This is a genomic window from Anaerorhabdus sp. (genome assembly GCF_036637135.1).
Lineage (GTDB): Bacteria > Bacillota_I > Bacilli_A > Erysipelotrichales > Erysipelotrichaceae > Anaerorhabdus.
Window position 1 is genome coordinate 1 of the sequence record NZ_JAVWNC010000018.1, and the last position, 19230, is coordinate 19230.

Sequence of the window (19230 nt, forward strand, 5' to 3'; positions counted from 1 at the left end):
GATGCGTTGAAGGAGCATGGGATCAGGGCTTTTAACCCCCCTCCCCCTTCGTCCCTCTTTTATTTTTAATATTTCAAATCTTAATCAATTATTTTATAAATATTTAAGTCATCATTATCTAATATTTCTTGTATTGCTGCATCAGTGATCTCATCTATCTCTTCATCTGTCATGTCATCAGTTACATTAGCTAACCTAGCAAGGTACTCTTGTGTGAAGTACTGGTTGCTTTGGTCCCAGTCTAACCATTGAACATAATCAGTGTTAGGATTGTATGGATTGTCTACTGTAGTTAACATAAGGTTCCTCCTATTCTATTCACCATTGATTGCATCACGTATAGTAGACACACTAACACCTAAGTCATTGGCTACCTCAGCAAAGGTGTATCCTTTATCCAATAGGTTCTTAACACGTTGTGTCTTAGCACTGTTCATCTTAAGCTTAGGCTTTGGTGTAGCTAACTGTTTAATCTTATCCATGTCAGCGTTCTGTAGTATCTGAGTTAGGCGGTTGTTACTTACTGCACCGGACTGTATTGCTTTCCATTCAGCAGAGGTTACTACAACCTCAGAGCGCTGGGCTCCTACTTTAGTACGGGCGGCTGCAATTGCCTGGGCCTTTAACTTCTTCTTCTGATCAGGACTCATGTCATACGTGAGGTTCTTATAATAAGTGTTACTGGCTAGTAACTGGGCCTGTCTTTCACGGGGGGCATTAAGGAGGGCCTTGTTTAGCTTAGCATCCAGGGAGTCTACTTCCTTTTTGTAAGTAACGGCGGCTTGTTTATTCTTCTTAATACCAGGGATACTCATTGCTGTCTTCTTAGCTTTGTTACTCATTGATTTAACTTTGTTTACATATGTTGCATACTCATTCTCAATAGCAGTACCTGATGTTAACTTGCGTACATCGTCAACCATATCAACTAAGGCTACCTTCTTACCACCAATTAATCGTGTCTTCTTCTTACCAGTCTTAGGATCTACATATGTTTCTTTAGTTCCACCAACTGTAACATCACGTTTAGATGTAGATATTAATGTTGAAGCACCAACAGATTTCTTTCCAGTAACAGGACTGATATGAGTTTGATATTTCTTTTGTAATGCACCAATACCATTCTCTGCAGCTGAACGTTTATGATCTAAGTTATGTTTCTCTGAATCAATAACGACCATGGAATGTTTAACTGCTCGGGCTAACTCACCTTGACTTGCTCCTTTGATTGTCATATCAGTGATGAGATTAGATACAACACCCATTAATGTTTGCTTACGTCTTGGTGTAATTGTAGCATGGTCTACTTGATATGAGTTTGGATCAAAGTCTTTTAATTCTTTTAATGAACGACTAACTTTAATTTGTTTCTTATTATTTGGTATAACATAAACAGTATCTCCATCGAAGTCAGCACCTGATAATTTACTAGCAACTGATGGGTGAATACCAATAGCATCGATTGCATTACCAATTGATTTCTTAGCTGGTCCTCTATTATTTACTGTAAGCTCAGGGATCTCAAATATACCACCATGTGGATAACGAACTAATACTACACGTTCACCATCTTTATAGTTAGGAGCATATACTTCATTAGATCTCATACCAGGGAAAGGTAATATAACATGACCTTTAGTTCTTGGTAGACCTTGAGCTTTAAGATGTTTAGACTTAGAATCTAATTCATTTGCATACGCATCTAGTAAATGTTTCTTAACTACTGGATTATTAAGTTTCATGATATCATCAAAGTCAGTCTTAACTTTGTTAAATGTAGCATCAAGTCTATCTTTAACTAAAGCTTTAGGTTGTTTTGATAGAAACTGAGAAGACAAGGAAGACTTCCAAGCTCCCCAATCTCCTTCTTCATTAACAATATTTAAAGCACCCTTCTGTCTATTAATAGTTGCACCGAAAGGATTATCATCATTGATCTTTCCATCAGAACGTTTCTTCATTTCTTTTAATACTTTTTCTTTAGGTGTATTAGATTTTTTGTTTGTGTTAAACAGTATATCTTTACCTGCAGGTATATCATCTGAATACATAGCCATACCTTTAAGATACTTATCTTTACCAACAGCTATACGAACTTGAGCATACTTACTATCACCTAAGTCTAAATCCTTAACACCTCGTCTTAATTCAATAACACCATCTTTAGCAGAACCACCTTTGTCTCCATAAAGAATATCAACACGATCCCAATCTAAATGTTCAACAGGCTTAAGATTTTGGAATGTTCTTCCTCCATCATCAGTCCATGACTCAACTGGTCTTATCTTGTCAGAGTTCTTCTTAACTAATTCTAAGTTTGGTTCTTTAGTCAATACACGTACTGTAGTATACTTAGATGGATCTGTAAGACGTTTTACATAAATATCATGTTCATAGTATCCTTCTTCTTTAAGTTTACTTACAGCTGCTTTTAGCTTACTTCTTGAGATACCCATTTGTCTTTCTACACCAACACCAACATCGAGGTATTCAGTCTTTCCGACATTGTCTTTTAATACATCAGTAATATTATTTAATTGTTTATCTTGAACAATATCTTTGTTTTTTAGATAATTACGAACTGAAGCTTCTGATACTCCTAATTCCTTAGCGATTGCTGTATTAGATAACCCACGTTCGCTACGAGATACAATAGAATCTTGTAATATAGCTTTACGAGTATTGTTTGCCCAAGAGATAGATGATCTCAATTCCGATGTACTAGTCATTCCTAGTTCAGATACAATTTCTTTTTCAGATAAGCCTTTAGCTTTTAAGTCATCGATCTTTCCTAGTAAATCTTTGGAACGTTGTGGATCTTCTCCACTACCCCAAGGATATCTACCAGAACGACGTTTAACTCCATAATGTTTTAAATCCTCTGACATCTATATCATCCTCTACTGATTGTATTTTAAGTCGTCAATGATCTTATCGAATACTACAATTTTTTGCATGATGTGAGCAACTTGCTCTGGATCTGGTGATCTTTCAATATAGCCTTTACCTTGATAAATCCGATGAATTACTTCAATCTTTAGTGGATCTTCTCCATACTCTAAACAGAACATAGCTGTATAGATATCCAGTTGATTGAATGAGGCTTTATGAATACCAGTCTTTAAGTCATGAATTTGTAGTTTGTTGTTCTTAAATAAGATTGCATCAGCTGTACCAAAACAGTTGTCACTATAATATAGAATCTGCTCAGACTCCATACCAAATCCAATTGCATCATTTACAAACATATTGAATGCTTTCTTAAGAGGTGCTACTTTAATCCTTCTTACAATTAAATTAGATGCGATATCGTGTAACACGGTACCTTCTGTCTTTGCTTGTTGGTTTGTCCATACTGCTGCTACTTTTTCTTCTGAATAGTTAACCCATGCGTAGTTACTTCCACTTAGGAATGAGTGTTTACCGAATAGGTCCAAATGTTGATTGTAATTCATTTAATATTTCCTCCTTGTTTTCTGGGTAGATAAATGCAGAAAATGACATCTCATTAAGGAGGTTTACGTAATATGGTTGATTTGGTCTTTGGGTTGCTTTTGCTGAACGTTTACATTCTAACACTGCCCATTGATTACCCCATAGTATTAGTAAATCAGGAATGCCTTGGATTTCGTTAGGGTCTAACTTTATAACAATACATCCAGGAAACATTTCTCTTAATTCTTTTTTGAGTTCTGTTTGAAACTTAGACTCTAACTTAGCCATGACTATTTCTCCTTCCCGAATGCCGATCTGTTAAATTTCTTTTTCTTAGCTATTGCATTACGTACTGCTGTATCAATCTTAGATGTTGACGTCAAGTAAAAGTATTCTAATTCCACATAAGGCGTATTCAATCTATCTATACGACCTTCAGCTTGTTCCATGATTTTAAATGAATAATTCAAAGAATAGAACATCATAACATCTGTACTAATACAATTCCAACCTTCAGCTCCTGCGGTGTATTGGACTAAATATATCCATTCTTCTGTATCAGGAATGTCATCATGAGTTTGGCCATTATACATTGAATATGGTTTACCCAGTTCTTCACAAATTTTAACTAAGATTGTTTTCTCATAAATGTAATTGTAATATACTATTATTCTATCATGGATACTCATTATAAATTTAGCATACCATTGACGTTCTTCTTCCTCAGAAACTATTCTTCTCATTACAGAAGTAAACTCTGAAGCATTTAAGATGGGTTGTTCCGTAAACGGATTCCAACGGGTATCTTGTATTTGTTTATATTGTTTCTTATCGTATTCAGTATTCACATACTTACGATTTCTTGTTGTATGCCGTTTCATTTTCATTCTAACCAATATATTTTGTCTAAGTTTTAATAACTTACCTTGGTTATGATAAGCTTTAATTTTGGGAAACTTAGAAAATCTATCATACTCAATATGTTGTTGTACAAAATCTGTCTTGTTTCTATAATATCCATTAGCAATGAATACTGGAATATAATCTGACCAAGTATCTCCTGGTGTACCAGAACATAATATCCATTTGTTAAATGCTGTTATCTTAATAAATGTTTTACTCCAAGTATTGTATCCAACTACACGTTGCTCATCAAAAATAAAGAATGCATTTTTAACATCCATATAGTTTTTAATATTATTCCATGAGTCTACTACAATATCTGTAATACCCACAATACTAGCTTCGTCTTCCCAATCCCCACTATCTCTTTTCTTAGCGGTAGTAATAACATATAGTTTTTTACCTGAGAAGTTTAGATTGTAATATACTAGTGAGGTGAATGTCTTACCAGTACCGACGTCACCATAAAGAATGGAGCCCGACCTTAATCGACCGAGCGCCTCCTCTTGATGTGGATATAAATTAAACTCCGTATTTGTCACGGAACTGATCAACTTCAATTGTTACATAGATAGCTTTAAGATATGCTTTAACTCCAGACTTACCATTCACAGTCCAAGTGTAAGGACGTAATACTAAATCTACATTTAGAATAGTAGCCCAGTCTAACATTGAGATCTCTTCTTCACCAATTACAGTAGTACTTTCTCCAGCTACTATCACAACTTTAGGTGGGAAGCTTTTGAATCCAACACCTACTTGTAAATAGGGTTGACGGAAATCTTCTTCGCCTGGTTCAAACTCACGATCTTTGGGATACTTAACATTCCATCCATCTTGTTCTAAAGAAGCAGTTAGTTCATCATCTAAGAATACTGCGAAATTACGTTCGCCTTCTTTATTGTATTTACCTTCTACCCCTGTAAAATTTTTATAACCAATCTTTGCATTCTCAATTGCTAATTGTCTGCCTGTCATTTTTGTTTCCTCCTAGTTTGTATTCCCAAAAAATAGAAAGTACTATAAATGTAGATGACATTGTGTGCAATCAAATATTGCAATCATCATAAATTTTATAATTCTCTCTATAATAGGGTATGTTTTCTCTTCGAATTTCTAAAACGGTAGCATATCTTCAACATGTAGATTTGGTGGTGAATCTATAATCTGATAAGCTGATCCAACCTTGTCTATTGCCTCAATAGCTTTAGTAACTAAGCCATCATAATATTCCATATCCAAATCTTGCTTGCCTTTGTAGTTTGCCATGAGCTCCCATTTAAATCCTTTGGTTCCCACTACACAATCTCGTTTGTCTCCATCACCTTTCATTAATTCTTGTCCAGTTAAGCTTGCATATACATGAGCATTCTTTCCAATAAAAGTTTCACCTAAATATATAGGTGTCTTCGCTTGTTTCATGGTTGCATAATCTTCTTCAACAATTGGTTCGTGGGTGAATAATGATTTCAGTACAATTGGATCAGCGAATTGAGCTCCAGTTGGTTCCCAAACATTCTCTCCAGTTTCTTCGTCTTCATACTCAGCAATATAAACTGCCTTATTAACTAATGCCATACGTTTGTAAGTGTGTTCGTGATCGAACTCGTATCCATATTGTTTACCGAACCAGAATACATAATCAATAATTTCTTGATCGGCATTTGGAATCTTAATTGAGTCTGTTTTAATATGAGCTACGGTATAACCCATCTCTTGAACATTCTTCTTAAGTGTCATCATGAATAATGCTCCACGCTTAGCAATAATATTATCAACATTATCTTTGTGTTTAAATTTATTATCAAATGAAGCTGATGATAAACCATAAACGATATTTATAATAATCTTTAATGCATATGATAAACTCTTAGCTGTTGTCTTATCTTTTAAGAACGGAGATAATACTCCATCAAACATCTTAGCTGCTTCGTCATATTTCTTATTCTTAATCAATACACGTACCTTTAATAGATCAGCATAACGAGGTGTGTATTCACCAAAGTAATCCATAATGATTGCTGAAGATGGATGTAGTGATACAATATCAAGTAATGCTACATCTCCGTAAACTCCTGGCTCAGAATATACATAACCGCCATCACTAGTGTCTTCACCAAAATAAGTTGACTTCGGAGTCTTAGTTGCAAATGGATCGTACTTGTATCCTGGAAATTCTTTTGATAGATCTGTATATACAAATTTATCTTGAGGACGAGGATCATCACCAAACATGAATTTCTCAGAGTGCATTTTATTAGTTGAGTTAACTGGTAATCCTGATAAGGTAGCCAAGATCTTACGTGCAACATAATCTGATTGAGTTGCAATAAATACTTCTTTGGTTGCTCGGACATCATTAGAACAATATCCAGCAGCACGAGGCCAATGTTCTTCAGGTAATGGTTTATCAAAGTCAAATTCCAACTCATCATGTTTGATACCTAAATCAACTTCCCATTTCTTAAGTGACTTTTTATCTGTTGAGTATTCATAGATATCAGCATATGACATTTCGCCAGCTGTTCTAATAGTACCAGCCCATCTATCTGTGTCTTTAGATATAATAAGCTTAGAACGTTTATACAACTCTTCATTTGTTTCACCATTCCAGCGGGCAACTATGATGTGATTATCGTATCCACGATTGTTAAAGCCTACAAGGTTCTTCTTTAACAACTCTCCCATTTGTGCAGGGGTAGGATTAATCCAGGTTACTGGTTCGCCATTATAATCCATCCAAACGACAATGAATAAGTTAGGGAATACTTCCACGTCAAAGAAAGTAATATCTTTATCTTCAACAATATTAGATTGACCGTTTATAGTTGGTAGTGGTTCATTTTCAACTATGGTACAATAATTTAATTTGTTAACGATCTTCAAACAATATGAAGCATGATTACTAGACTGAGCTGCAAACGCAATAATTGCTGGTCTCATATCATTAATGTCATAAAGAACACCATCTGCTTCTGCTTGGTCTACTGTCGCTTTAATAAAGTCTATAGACGGTTTGGTTGCACTATGATATTCTTTGTTCAGATTCTTCTTGATAGTGGTCCTTAGTTTCTTTTCGTTCCAAGAAATTATCTCTACCTGTTCATTCAAATCATTACCTTCTTTCTTTTGTGGTAATCCAGTACTTAAGGTTCTGACAGGAATATCATTACACTTAGTAACCATACGTCTTAACGACGATTTACCTTTAAACGTTTTAATCTCTATGTCTTTATCATAATCAGGAGCCAGCTTACTAACGTCACCACTATAGATATAATGAAGATGTAATCCTCCACCTGATTTGGAAACTTCCTGATAGGTTTCTGGGAAGTGGGCTGCCGCTTTAATGTTAGCCGCAAGGTCTTTCTCTCCCTTCTCATTCTTGATATCAAAGTCTATTACAATATGATTATCACCTGGTACTACATAATGTAATTTACTTGTATCAATATCTTTAAGTTTAACAGTGCATTTATCCCAAGATACACTCGGTACTCCATGAACGTTTGCTAATTGTGCTGGTTGTTCTGCATACATGTCATCTAATAAGGAATGTGTAGCGGTTAGGTTGTTAGTTGTTTCAACTGGAATCTCTCTAGGCTTGTGACCTTCAGGGTGAATGATCTCACGTTTGAATCCACGATATACATTACGATGTTTAACTCCATCAATTCTTATTTCAGTTATGAACTGACGATAATATCGTTTTAACTCTTCTTTAATTCTACGCTTACTACCTGCGGTGTCAAAGTCTAAGTCTTCAAGATACATCTTATATAACTTAGCGACATCCTTAAGATTAACTTCATCCCCTAACTGATCTTCATACTCAGATACAAATGAGAATATCAAGTCAGTAGCTTCTAACATATCAACATCAATAAAATCATCATAATATGCGAAACCCATTTCATTAAATCTTTCAACTGCTTTGTTAGCAATCATTGGGATCTCAAATTTAATCTGATCGTACAACTTCATATATTTAGATCGACTTAGAGTCTTCTCTGTTGGTTCAACTACTACTGCTCTTCGAGTAATACCTGAGTCTACATTACGTACTTTAAATCTTTGGTTTGAAGCTGTTATTAATAATCCCATAAACTGAGTGTCATATGGATCTTTAAACTTAATGTTAATATGCATAGGCTCGTGTGAAGTTAACTTTAATAAGTTTGTATCTTTGGTGATCTTACTAATATCAGTATCGTCATCAATAAGCAAAGGTACCTCTTTAACTTGAGAGGTTGCAAATTCACTGTTACCTGTTAAGAGATTTAAATCAATAGGTTCATGATAACCTTCAAATAACATTTTAAATATATTGATAACAGTTCCTTTACCAGATCCTTTACCACCATATAGAAACATAAACTTTTGAACTTTGCTTGCATTGTTGCTCAATAGAATACCCATGAACCAAAGTATCTTATCTAATTGATTCTCTTCATAAAGTACACCCATCATTTCATCAAAAGCTGGAGTTGGTCCTTCTTCTAAATCATAAGGTAGTTTGTTTGTAGAATAGTCCTCCCTTTTAACTTTGTCTGAGGCAAACATTACTTTCGTATTAAATACTGGATTCTTGGTTGTTAACTGTTTCTGATATGATAAGAAGTCTTTCATCATATTACTACTATGACTATTCAACATCATTACTTTAATTCTTTTATGAGGATCCAATGCTTCTAGTCTTTTTTTCTCTGCAAAACTATTAGCATCGATAGCCCCAATTAGGTTGTCATTATTTGTATCCCAGTTAGTTCCGTTCCAGAATGCATAGAATGCTTTACCCTTTGTTACAATATCTTTTACTCCTTTATACTTGTAATCAGGATATATCTTAATATCACAAGTTCTATTTGGAGATGTTTGGTCTTGTGCAATTGTTCTTGTAAAATCCATATTTACCTCCATGTCCCAAAAGCCCGTCTTTTTTTGATTTCACCTTTATATATATAGTTAACAACTTTTTTATCTACAATGCAACTTTAAGGTAAAAAGTGGGCTCTTACACCTGTAACCCTTGGTACGACTGGGTTTGTGCTGCCCCACTTTTTTTCAAGAAAAAGGGGCTTTTGCCAAATTTGACCATTTTCTCATCAAATTCTCATAATTCATATTCCCCAAGTTCCTCTAAATCGTCGTCTTCATCAATTTCTCCGCACAATTCCAACCAGAAATGGTACTCATTTGTAAATGTAATGAAAGGTTTTCTACTTCTATTGTGAACTTCTAACCATTCATTCTCCATTAATCCGAACATATTACCATCAAGTGTATGTTTAAATAAGCTGGTTAATTTCTCATCCATCATATTCTTCCCAATACCTGACCATAATCCCATGTTAGATACAAAGCTATTACACCAATGTGCCACACCACCGTCGCAATCAAAGTCTGCCTGTATAGCAAAATGCAATATTAATTCCGCAACAGATGAGTTATCATTCCAAATACTATTGTCACCAAAGAACTCTCTTCTCTTCTCTATAATATGGTCAATGATCCAACCATCTTCATCATTAGTAGGGAGTATTGGTTCTTCAAATAATCGTTCAAGTGTTGCCCGAGTGTCGTTACCATGCTTATCCATTTCGGCAAGTCGCATGTTTTTGTATTGTGTCAGTGCCTCCTGACTATTTGGATCATATCTCAACTTTTCCACTTCCTCATCTTCTTCGTCATAGTATTCTTCTGGATCAATATCTTCCTCTTTTTCATAGTAATCTCTAGCCCACTGAGCTTCTTCCTCAATATCGTCCTTCTCTGCCAGTTCTACCCATACTTCTTTAAGTGTATCACTCTTTACTTTCTTCTCTTCCCTCCGTTTAGCTAGTTCATCAACTACACGTTCACGAAGAATCTCATCTTCAACGTCCACCTGGCTAATCACGACCGTAGTTTGTCTTTTGTACTCTTTATAGACCTTATATGAGAAAAAAGCGATAGCAGTTGCACTAGATGCAGCCACTACCGTTATAATTAGTTGTTTGTTTGATACCATCTCTGGTTCCTCCTATTCTTGTGAATATTTGTCCAACATTATTTCTATTGATTTATTTGATACATTACCATCTAACCAAACTTCTTTAGCTTCTTCTATAGATTGTATATGAAAATCAGCATGAGTAGGTTCGTGATTAAGATATTTACATAAAACATGCGGCAAATAGTAATCAATGTTTGTAGCAAATGATATAGCGTATTCATTTTTACCAAATTTAACATTAACTATACCATGTCTTTTATCTACATCAATTTCAAATCCGGTTAGATCTTCACCACTAATAAGTTTAGTATCAATTTCTTTTACCACTTCCATAGCTTTAGGTTTTTCTGAATAGTGATCCAATAATTTAGCAAATTCATCACCTGTTAGCTTGTTTGATTTGAATGCTACATAAGCTTGTTTTAAAGAATGATAATTAAACCCGTCATCAAAAGTATAATCAATTTCTGTTGAGTCTAAGATCTTATATATTTCTTCTCTAAATATGACACTTGTACATCTATGCAATTCATCTCGATTTATTGCTACTTCTTCAGGATTAGGTTTCTCATCTAAATCTTTAAACTTAATCATAGTATCATTCAACATATCCGCTGCATCATCAGCTTTCTGAAATGATATAGGCAATCCATGATTCATACCAGCATTAATCTTTGCAACAGCTTCTTCTCTTGTAATATAGCCTTCAGGTAAATCTTCTTTATTCTCTATCCACATAGCTGTTAGTACTGCATAGTTAGCTAAGTCTAATAATGTATCTACCATTGTCTCATCTTGTACTTGTGGAGCATTTGAAGAACCGGCTAATTTCTTAAACCGATTCATCTTGTCTCCCATGCGTACAACTTGAGCGATTAAACCAAATTCATCAAGACTTTTATCTACTGAGTTACCATAGTCAGCGTCCTTAGCAATATAAGTTTCTTGCATTCTATTTAATAAATCGTTATAAGTTGTCATAATATCCTCCTAGTCGTTGTACTCTACATATCCGAAGATATCACGAGGTTCTTTCCAACGTACATAAATTTGTGGTTCATTTTCACCAGTCTCTTGATTGAAACATTCAGTAGTGCTTGGGAACATATCAAACCCGCCACCAGTAGTCCAACCAACCATAGCACCTTTACGAGTACGAGCCATTCCTAAAGCATCACGAACTTCATTCATTGAGAGAGTGCCCTTGCGAAATAATCTTAAATCCATCTCTTCAGCAACAGAACGAATTTTAGCTAAGTTGTAATCATGATCATCACGAACATATTCACTAGACTCTTCATACCAGAAACCATACATAGAATCTAAAGCGTCTTTGTTAACAGTTGCAACCTTCTCTTCTTTACCTTTAGCATTAGTTACTGTTCTTTCACCGGCTGTAGTTGGTGTATAGAATTTATTTGCTTCTTCTTCTCCATGTTCTTCTTTATATTTATTACGGTAGAATGCTTGTTCAGCTGTAGATACTGCTAATGCACCAGCAAGACTTACAATACGGTTGTTCTGAATATAGAAAGATAATGCAATACATGTCACACTACCCAAACCTACGATCACTGGTAAGGCCAAAGCCCCTGCTACATCCTTAACAATATCTGCACGAGTCATTGGTGAATGATCACGGACAATTAAATCTAAAGCTATTACATCATCTGGAGTCATATCACCTGTTAAAGCTTTACCATTAAAGAACTGAATATCTTCTTCGACACGTTGATTTTCTTCAATAGCTTCTACAATTACTTCTACCTTCTTAGCTGCCTTATATGACAAGAAAGCTGTTGTTCCTAATCCTAAGATACCACCAATTGATAATAAAGCTGGTGAGTGTTTACCTAAAGTTCTACTTACTTTGTTTACTGTTTGCATGATTTTCATTATTTGTTTCCTCCTGTTTTAGTAAAGTTTTTTACAAAGTTTGCTTCTGAATAAATACTAAATTTCCCTTTACCCCATCTTACTAAATACTGGGAATCTTTAAATACACGTACATCCCTAGTTAGTGGTCGTCTGAAGTATACCAATCCATCTTTATTATAAAGTACGTTTGTTTTAAAAGCGGCAATTAACCAATCAGGATCCGAACTAAACCTCCAGTGACCATCACCCATATCTTTAATTTGAACTACTTCGACCTTAATGGGATTTCTTTCATAACTTATATCACTCATTTGTGTTTCCTCCTATTGTTAAATATTTTTCATTGAAGCTTTGTGGTGAGTAAATACTAAAATGATTTTCTGTGTTCTTAACTAGATACTGACCTGGGAAGATCTTAACTTGCATTGGTGAAATATCAGTAAGACGTATGAATAGATTACCGTCTCTCTGTACAATGAGATCAGTCTCCACCGCATCAAATAGCCAATCAGGGTCTTCATCGAAATGGAACGGATCGTCTTCTCCCCAATACTTAACCGCTTGAATCTCAACTGCTTTTGTTAAATATCTTTTCTTACTAAGATCTCCTGTAATTCTCATTGAGACTACTTCCAAATCTGCATTCCTATCCATTTGCCAGTTCTTTAATTCTTCTTTACTACGCATCAATATGTTCCTCCATATCTTTAATCAGTTCTAACAATTTAGTTAGTTCATGAGCTCCACCTGCTAGTTCAGCAAGTCTAACTTCATCCATTGTCCCATCATTAAAGCCATCATCTTCATCTTTCTTTAATTTCTGAATACGAACCTGAACAAGTAACTTAACATTATCCATCATACCTAAATGACGAACTAATTTATCTTTTGCACGTTTAACATCTTCTGCTTCTTCGGCAAATCTAACCCATTTTTCAAAGGTTGTTTCACCAATTACTTTACCTTCTGCTACTTTTCTCATATTAATTCTCCCTCATAATTAATACGACTGCGCAACCAAAACCAATAACATAACTTGTGATTGCAATAGCTGCTCCTACTAGAACAAGTACAACTGCTGAATCTGTACTCATCATATTCCACCTCTTCCTTTACGTCTGCTACTTTCATCCATTTTACACCAAACATAACCGGTGATTAACCAACCAATAATTAATACTAATAATACTATCATTTAAATTCCTCCAATTACATTGTAATATTTTCTGAATTGCATTTGAGTTAAATACTGAATATCTCTTCGATTGTTCATTAAGAATACATCGCCCATTGCAATAGCTATATCTCCATCAGTTGAAGCATAGATATGACTACTGTGATCGTCTGAAACATAACCATCCCGAATGAAATCTACAAACCACTCAGGATAGTCAAGATGAAGTCCTGTATAAACAACGAAGTGTATAGTATCTTCTTTAGCTGCACACTGCATTTAATCCCTCCTAAAAAGGTAATTCATCTTCATCAAGGTTAGCTCATAATACTGAAGGACTTGGTAGGTCTACAATAAACCCTCTTCCTCCTCTAGCTTGTATAACACGAGCAGTTCTTAAATCTGTCCACCCATAAGTGTTATCAGTGTAATTAGGTTCCTCGCCAATAAGATCCAAGTAATCCGCTACACTAACTTCACCATAATCCATAATACTTTCGGTTAAAGCATTTAATACATTTTGTGCGTCACGACGATCATTAATTGTATAATCAATCTCAGAGTTTCTGGTAGATGTACTACGATGATTAACTACTTGATTATTCTGTCCTGCTTTGCTTTGATAACTTCTAGCATAATTTGTTTGATTGTTCCGGTTGTAATTAGTAGTCCCATAATTAGTTGGTTGATTACCACCTCTTCTAGGACTAGCATCTCCACCAAACATCATCATATTAATACCACTAGTGATTCCGTCCACCACAATATTCTTGATAGCTGGTACAATAATCTCTTTACCAATATAAGAACTTACCGCAGGAATACCGTCGGGTCCAATTAATCCAACAACCAATCGTTCAACTAAACCTTTCTTTTTCTTAGTTACAGTACCTGTTATAACTGGTTGTTTCTTAGTACGTTCTGCTTTCTCTACCTGTTCTTCTTGTTTCTCTGCCGCTTTTGGCTTTGATTCTACTTCATTGTAATCAGTCATTTTTATTTTCTCCTTCTTGTTTCATAATATAAATCCTTGCAATAATAGATAATGATATAACCATTCCTGATAAACCAATCACAACACAAATACTATCTACCATGCTTATCATTGCATTTTCTCCAATGAAGCTTTCCAAAGAGCACGCTTAGTATTAACTAAACTCTTCTTGTTTACACGGTGATAATTCCATTGTGCGTATTTAAATTCCAAACAAATGATAGTCTTCCTAATAATATCCATATTAAATCTCCTCCACTAATATAATCATGAAATAGTTTCCAGCTACAACATTTATTTCCGTTTGTATAAAAGTTAAATAATGATCTTCGACATATATGAATCCATCGTTAGCAGTAATCTCACTACTAATATCTGTAATATCAACATCGGTATCACTGGTAACGGGTATAGCAATACTATATACAGAACCACCAGCCATTAGTAAATCATAATCGTACGTATCCAGTTTAGCATATCTAATTGGTTTAAGCATGATACTCACCGCATAATGGACATGTACCAGGATTTGTATACATTCCTTGATATTTACAACGACTACTTACATCATTTAAAACACCTTGTACAATCATGTTGTCCATCTCCTTCCTAATCTTTTTATATTCATCTTCAATTACATTAGACTTAAGAGTTTCTAAATCTATAGTAATATTTTTAAACGGTGTTTCATCTTTCATGAACTCTTCCTTAGGTTTCCAAGGATATTTACCAGGAATTCTAATAACCCCATCACTGTTGATAGTGTGGTGCTTATCAAATTCAAGCTTTTGTCTAAATTGTTCAACACTTGGATTTAATACCCAATATACTTCTAAGAATTGGATCTCTGACAATACATAAAAATGACCTTGTGGACTACGAACAATATAATCCCTATCACAAATAGCTGTAGTTCCTTCAGGAGTTTCTGCATACAAGACTCTTTCAAAACTTGCATTGGTAACAACTTTACCAAATACTCCTAAAAATTCTACTGCTAGGTCCCAACTTCTTGGTAACCTTGTTCTGAACTGTGTTGCTTGTGATGTACTATCTCTCTTTACTACTTCTAACATTTCTATTCCTCCTCAATTTGGCAAAAAAAAAGAAAAGCTGGGGATTATTCCCCAACCTCTTCGACTACATCTAAAATTGTTTCTACGATGTTTTCATTATACGAAACCTTTGCTACTTTGTAAGCGATTACTGACGCTACACCAACTGCGGCTACGATTCCAGTAACTTTCAATATCTTTTTGATTTTCACCTTTTTAGATACTTTAGTTTCTTCCTCGACCACTGCTTGTGCTGCTTCAATAACTACTTCAATGTTTTCTTGTTCTGTCATAATAAATCTCTCCATTCAATTTTTTATTTGTGTTCATTATAGGGTATGTTTTTCTTGCGAATCGGTACAGTACATTTCAACATTAATATACGTACCACCAAAATGATAATAAAATTTAGCAATCTGAGTCCTAGACATCCCCATTAATCCCTCGTCAATTATTAAAGTCTCAACCAGATATTCGCCTGGTCCAGCTTTTAATGGATTACTAATACGAATATCTTCAAAGATTTCATCAACAGTAGAACCCACTACAATACGGTTGTGTAACTCTTTTGGGTAATACTCTTTCTGTTGTCTAGTAAAAACAGCTAATAAGAATCTTTTATTTTCCCGCATACGAGCAATACATTCCGTAGTCTTTCCGCTACCTCTTGGTTTATCATGAATAGTTAACATTACTTTTTACCTCTTTTCATTAGTTTTAGTATTAGTAAAAGAAACAATCCTGAGATAACAGTTAATCCAAAGAATGCTAAAGTAAACAATGTAAATATAGACATTACTTTTTACCTCCTTGTACTACTTCATAAGTGATTACCCATGACCCTAAAAGCTTATTAGCCTCAACAACCTTAACACGACCCCAGTCTCCTTTATTGATATCCAGTATTTCATCATTAATAAAAGTTAAATCATTCGAGGTGTAGAAAACGAACCCTAAGAGGCTCTCTGTGGTGTCTGAAACCTCTACGTCTATAGTCTTACCTACTAAACTGTCGCCGTTCTCTAAGGCACTAAGAGCTGTGTTCTGATCGTAATCAGCAGTATCATTCCAGTTGATTACTACAAAAAGTGATAAAATAATACCCAATCCAATAATTACCCCTAATACAAAAGGTTTAACATTAATCCATTTACTCATTTTTCATTCTCCTCCGCTTTATAATTTTTTATTGTAGCACCATGTTCTGTAATCTTTAAATGACTTAAAGACAATGCCATCAGATTGTTTGTTAATGTACTTTGGCTAGTCTTACCATTAGTGATCTCAGCAATGAAATACCACTTGTACTCTTTTAGATTAGTTGGCGCTTGATTATATTTCATTGGTTGTACAATCATAGTATCATGTTGCTTGTGAAAACCAATCCACCAATATGCACGATCTGTGTAATACTTATATTTATCAGTTACTTTCTCAGGAGTCGCCTCCATGTCGTGAAAGAACTTCATAGACTTACCAAGCTCTACCATCACTCTTTGTTGTAGTTCTATTAATTGTGGATATTGACTTGTTACTCTTCTTACTGCGTTCATAATATTCCTCCTAGTTTGTGTTTGAAAAAAAAAGAAAAAGAAAGGGGATAATCTCCCCTAACGTTTAATTGCCAAGTTAAATGCTTTACTTGTAATAATATCTAGTTTTTCATAGTTCAATATCAATAGTAAGCTTGCTACGCTAATTCCTCCAGATATAAGTGTGTTAACATCGATCTTGTCTGACCATTTAGTTTTCTTACCGGCGTCTAACATTTCTATTAGTTCTCCCTTTAATTTTACTATACGATCAACATTATTCCATGCTGCCTCTTTATCTGGACGACTAGTGTTAACGTCCTCTATTTTTACCAACTCTGCTACCCAAATTCTATTTAAGTCTGCGATTTGCTTTTCAATTTCTGTCATTTTAATCATCCTTTCTTCTCTACTATAGTCCATGTTTTTTATGCGAATGATTCAATGCTCTGACAACACGGTCGGACTCACGTCTAACCCAAGCTGACATTAAATGATACTGTTCATCATGTGTAATAACATAATAGGCGTTTGCTACTGCGGGTGGACATTTACCAATAGAGACCCATTTTATAATATCAAAAGGTGGTGTTCCTTTATCAATTTCTCCATAACCATACAATAATATTAAGTTGTAACATTCATTACTTGTCTTCATACTAAAACCTCCTTATATTTGAAAAAAAAACAAAAGAAGAGGAATTAATCCTCAACTATATTTCTTTACTAGCTACAACTATAATCGCTACTAAACCGGTAATGCTAATACCGATCTTTGCGAATTTAATTGCCTCTGATAATTTAATAATATCCATTTAATTCTCCTCCTATTTTAGTAAGTCTCTTAATGCCAATGCTTTTAATCCTTCGGGTCCTGTTGTTACAAGGGTTACAATTACTGTTACTCCTGCTCCGAGTACAATTGCTTTTGTTCCTTCTATAACAACGGCCTTCCCGATTTCTTTAAATATTGTGTTCATTAATATCACTTCCTCTCTACTATAGTGTATGTTAAACTTGCGAAAAAACAAAAAAAAGAAGAGGACTGTTAATCCTCAATCTTACTTTCTAATTCTGCTTGTTCTGCACTATCCAATAGAATTGCTGTAACTCCGTGTATTGCCATCATTGCTACGTTTGCATTCAATGCTGCTTTAATACCATCTTTGAAATCTCCTGATTTCGCTGTTGCTATTACTGCTGCCGTTCCTGTTACGATTAGCGTGTCTGTTGACAATATACCATTACCTGCTGCTTCCATTCCGATAAATGCTGCTCTCACTGTTTTAGTTAATAAGTTTTTCATAATAAATCTCTCCCTTTAATAAGTTATTTTACTTCATTATAGGGTATGTTTTTCTTGCGAATTTACAAAAAGTAATACCCCATGATTTCTCACAGGGCGTCATTTTTTATACTTGTTCTACAAATCCACCAATTTGTTGCATTGTTCCTGCAGCAGATCCAGAAGATTCCATAGATAATTGATCTCCAACCTTAAGCTCAATTAAACCAATAGCTTGCATACTACCATTTGAGTTTGCTTGAGTCTTACAAGTATAAACTGGAGCTACTGCTGATCCGTTTCTATTCACTGTTAAAGCCAAATTACGTGTACCACTAGAGGCTCCAGATAAAGAAGCAACTACTTGGAACTTATAAAATCCGGCTTCCTTACATACAACCCATGATGATTGTTGAACGAACTGGGAAGAAGTCCCTGTAACATACGCACCTAATGCTTTTGTTCCACTAACGCCTGCAGTATCCGGACAAGTGATTGCATTAAATCCACGTGACAATTCACCGCTAGTATTCAAAGGTGTTAATGTAATAGCCCCAGCTGTAGATACATATGAAGCTAAAGGATATGTGTAAAGCTTACCAGTACTGTGTAAATCTTGTTGTACTAGTGTTTTAAGAGCCTCCACTCGAACTTGGTTGTTAATTGGAACATAGTTGGAAGATCCAGGGGTACCTACAAAGCTGTTTACTTTAGTTAAATCAATTACTAAACAGATATAACCAGTCCCATTAGCAGCTACCGGAATAGCTTCCTGATCCGAGATACGAATCAAACGTCCCTCAACAACAGCTGCTCCTTTAGCAATATATACATTAAGACCTGTAGTTGTAAGTGCCAGATTCTCACTGTATTGTAATACTCTATTTTTGTTACCCATCATTGCGTCATATATCAACGCATCATCCATAGGTGTTACTCGCATTAAGTCAAATGTAATTCCTTCTACTGTCATATTATC

The 19230-nt window shown here is 34.9% G+C and carries 27 protein-coding genes; all 27 read right to left on the reverse strand.

Annotation, left to right across the window (positions count from 1 at the left end; all coding sequences use genetic code 11):
• Nucleotides 1-80: 80 nt before the first annotated feature.
• Nucleotides 81-299 (reverse strand): hypothetical protein, encoded by a 219-nt coding sequence (locus tag RR643_RS04825; RefSeq protein WP_332482484.1) that lies wholly within the window; start codon nucleotides 297-299, stop codon nucleotides 81-83.
• A gap of 15 nt (nucleotides 300-314) precedes the next feature.
• On the reverse strand, nucleotides 315-2888 hold the full coding sequence (locus RR643_RS04830; RefSeq protein WP_332482485.1) for a helix-turn-helix domain-containing protein: 2574 nt from the start codon (nucleotides 2886-2888) through the stop codon (nucleotides 315-317).
• Between the two features lie 12 nt (nucleotides 2889-2900).
• A complete protein-coding gene (locus tag RR643_RS04835) occupies nucleotides 2901-3455 on the reverse strand; it encodes a hypothetical protein (RefSeq protein WP_332482486.1) in 555 nt (184 codons plus the stop codon).
• Nucleotides 3421-3723 carry a hypothetical protein gene (locus RR643_RS04840; RefSeq protein WP_332482487.1) on the reverse strand — a complete coding sequence of 101 codons (303 nt, stop codon included), beginning with the start codon at nucleotides 3721-3723 and terminating at the stop codon, nucleotides 3421-3423. Before RR643_RS04840 ends, RR643_RS04835 begins: the two co-directional genes overlap by 35 nt.
• 2 nt (nucleotides 3724-3725) lie before the next feature.
• A complete protein-coding gene (locus tag RR643_RS04845; RefSeq protein ID WP_332482488.1) occupies nucleotides 3726-4880 on the reverse strand; it encodes a hypothetical protein in 1155 nt (384 codons plus the stop codon).
• On the reverse strand, nucleotides 4861-5316 hold the full coding sequence (locus tag RR643_RS04850) for a hypothetical protein (protein ID WP_332482489.1): 456 nt from the start codon (nucleotides 5314-5316) through the stop codon (nucleotides 4861-4863). The genes RR643_RS04845 and RR643_RS04850 overlap by 20 nt, the downstream gene beginning before the upstream one ends.
• 138 nt (nucleotides 5317-5454) lie before the next feature.
• Nucleotides 5455-9246, reverse strand: coding sequence for a DUF5906 domain-containing protein (locus tag RR643_RS04855; RefSeq protein ID WP_332482490.1), 3792 nt, complete (start codon nucleotides 9244-9246; stop codon nucleotides 5455-5457).
• A 205-nt stretch (nucleotides 9247-9451) separates the two neighbouring features.
• Nucleotides 9452-10348, reverse strand: coding sequence for a hypothetical protein (locus RR643_RS04860; protein WP_332482491.1), 897 nt, complete (start codon nucleotides 10346-10348; stop codon nucleotides 9452-9454).
• Nucleotides 10349-10360: 12 nt separating this feature from the next.
• The gene (locus tag RR643_RS04865) at nucleotides 10361-11314 is read right to left on the reverse strand and encodes a hypothetical protein (RefSeq protein WP_332482492.1); all 954 of its coding nucleotides are present in this window, start codon (nucleotides 11312-11314) and stop codon (nucleotides 10361-10363) included.
• Between the two features lie 9 nt (nucleotides 11315-11323).
• Nucleotides 11324-12229, reverse strand: coding sequence for a DUF6353 family protein (locus RR643_RS04870; protein WP_332482493.1), 906 nt, complete (start codon nucleotides 12227-12229; stop codon nucleotides 11324-11326).
• Nucleotides 12229-12522 carry a hypothetical protein gene (locus RR643_RS04875; protein ID WP_332482494.1) on the reverse strand — a complete coding sequence of 98 codons (294 nt, stop codon included), beginning with the start codon at nucleotides 12520-12522 and terminating at the stop codon, nucleotides 12229-12231. The genes RR643_RS04870 and RR643_RS04875 overlap by 1 nt, the downstream gene beginning before the upstream one ends.
• The gene (locus RR643_RS04880; protein WP_332482495.1) at nucleotides 12515-12898 is read right to left on the reverse strand and encodes a hypothetical protein; all 384 of its coding nucleotides are present in this window, start codon (nucleotides 12896-12898) and stop codon (nucleotides 12515-12517) included. Before RR643_RS04880 ends, RR643_RS04875 begins: the two co-directional genes overlap by 8 nt.
• Nucleotides 12891-13193: a hypothetical protein gene (locus RR643_RS04885; protein ID WP_332482496.1), complete on the reverse strand. Its 303-nt coding sequence runs from the start codon at nucleotides 13191-13193 to the stop codon at nucleotides 12891-12893. Before RR643_RS04885 ends, RR643_RS04880 begins: the two co-directional genes overlap by 8 nt.
• Nucleotides 13194-13406: 213 nt before the next feature.
• On the reverse strand, nucleotides 13407-13664 hold the full coding sequence (locus RR643_RS04890) for a hypothetical protein (protein ID WP_332482497.1): 258 nt from the start codon (nucleotides 13662-13664) through the stop codon (nucleotides 13407-13409).
• A 43-nt stretch (nucleotides 13665-13707) separates the two neighbouring features.
• Nucleotides 13708-14379 (reverse strand): hypothetical protein, encoded by a 672-nt coding sequence (locus tag RR643_RS04895; RefSeq protein WP_332482498.1) that lies wholly within the window; start codon nucleotides 14377-14379, stop codon nucleotides 13708-13710.
• Between the two features lie 108 nt (nucleotides 14380-14487).
• Nucleotides 14488-14622, reverse strand: coding sequence for a hypothetical protein (locus RR643_RS04900; protein ID WP_332482499.1), 135 nt, complete (start codon nucleotides 14620-14622; stop codon nucleotides 14488-14490).
• 1 nt (nucleotide 14623) lies between these two features.
• Nucleotides 14624-14875 (reverse strand): hypothetical protein, encoded by a 252-nt coding sequence (locus tag RR643_RS04905; RefSeq protein WP_332482500.1) that lies wholly within the window; start codon nucleotides 14873-14875, stop codon nucleotides 14624-14626.
• Nucleotides 14868-15455, reverse strand: coding sequence for a hypothetical protein (locus tag RR643_RS04910; RefSeq protein WP_332482501.1), 588 nt, complete (start codon nucleotides 15453-15455; stop codon nucleotides 14868-14870). The genes RR643_RS04905 and RR643_RS04910 overlap by 8 nt, the downstream gene beginning before the upstream one ends.
• Before the next feature lie 44 nt (nucleotides 15456-15499).
• A complete protein-coding gene (locus RR643_RS04915) occupies nucleotides 15500-15727 on the reverse strand; it encodes a hypothetical protein (protein WP_332482502.1) in 228 nt (75 codons plus the stop codon).
• Between the two features lie 36 nt (nucleotides 15728-15763).
• Nucleotides 15764-16126, reverse strand: coding sequence for a hypothetical protein (locus tag RR643_RS04920; RefSeq protein WP_332482503.1), 363 nt, complete (start codon nucleotides 16124-16126; stop codon nucleotides 15764-15766).
• A 103-nt stretch (nucleotides 16127-16229) separates the two neighbouring features.
• Nucleotides 16230-16592, reverse strand: a complete 363-nt coding sequence (locus RR643_RS04925) for a hypothetical protein (RefSeq protein WP_332482504.1) — start codon at nucleotides 16590-16592, stop codon at nucleotides 16230-16232.
• The gene (locus RR643_RS04930; protein WP_332482505.1) at nucleotides 16589-16987 is read right to left on the reverse strand and encodes a hypothetical protein; all 399 of its coding nucleotides are present in this window, start codon (nucleotides 16985-16987) and stop codon (nucleotides 16589-16591) included. Before RR643_RS04930 ends, RR643_RS04925 begins: the two co-directional genes overlap by 4 nt.
• Nucleotides 16988-17044: 57 nt before the next feature.
• Complete coding sequence (locus tag RR643_RS04935; RefSeq protein ID WP_332482506.1) at nucleotides 17045-17389, reverse strand: hypothetical protein; 345 nt, start codon at nucleotides 17387-17389, stop codon at nucleotides 17045-17047.
• Nucleotides 17379-17624, reverse strand: a complete 246-nt coding sequence (locus RR643_RS04940; protein ID WP_332482507.1) for a hypothetical protein — start codon at nucleotides 17622-17624, stop codon at nucleotides 17379-17381. Before RR643_RS04940 ends, RR643_RS04935 begins: the two co-directional genes overlap by 11 nt.
• 169 nt (nucleotides 17625-17793) lie before the next feature.
• A complete protein-coding gene (locus RR643_RS04945) occupies nucleotides 17794-17946 on the reverse strand; it encodes a hypothetical protein (protein ID WP_332482508.1) in 153 nt (50 codons plus the stop codon).
• 68 nt (nucleotides 17947-18014) lie between these two features.
• Nucleotides 18015-18272, reverse strand: a complete 258-nt coding sequence (locus tag RR643_RS04950; protein ID WP_332482509.1) for a hypothetical protein — start codon at nucleotides 18270-18272, stop codon at nucleotides 18015-18017.
• Between the two features lie 106 nt (nucleotides 18273-18378).
• Nucleotides 18379-19224 carry a hypothetical protein gene (locus RR643_RS04955; protein ID WP_332482510.1) on the reverse strand — a complete coding sequence of 282 codons (846 nt, stop codon included), beginning with the start codon at nucleotides 19222-19224 and terminating at the stop codon, nucleotides 18379-18381.
• Nucleotides 19225-19230 lie beyond the last annotated feature (6 nt).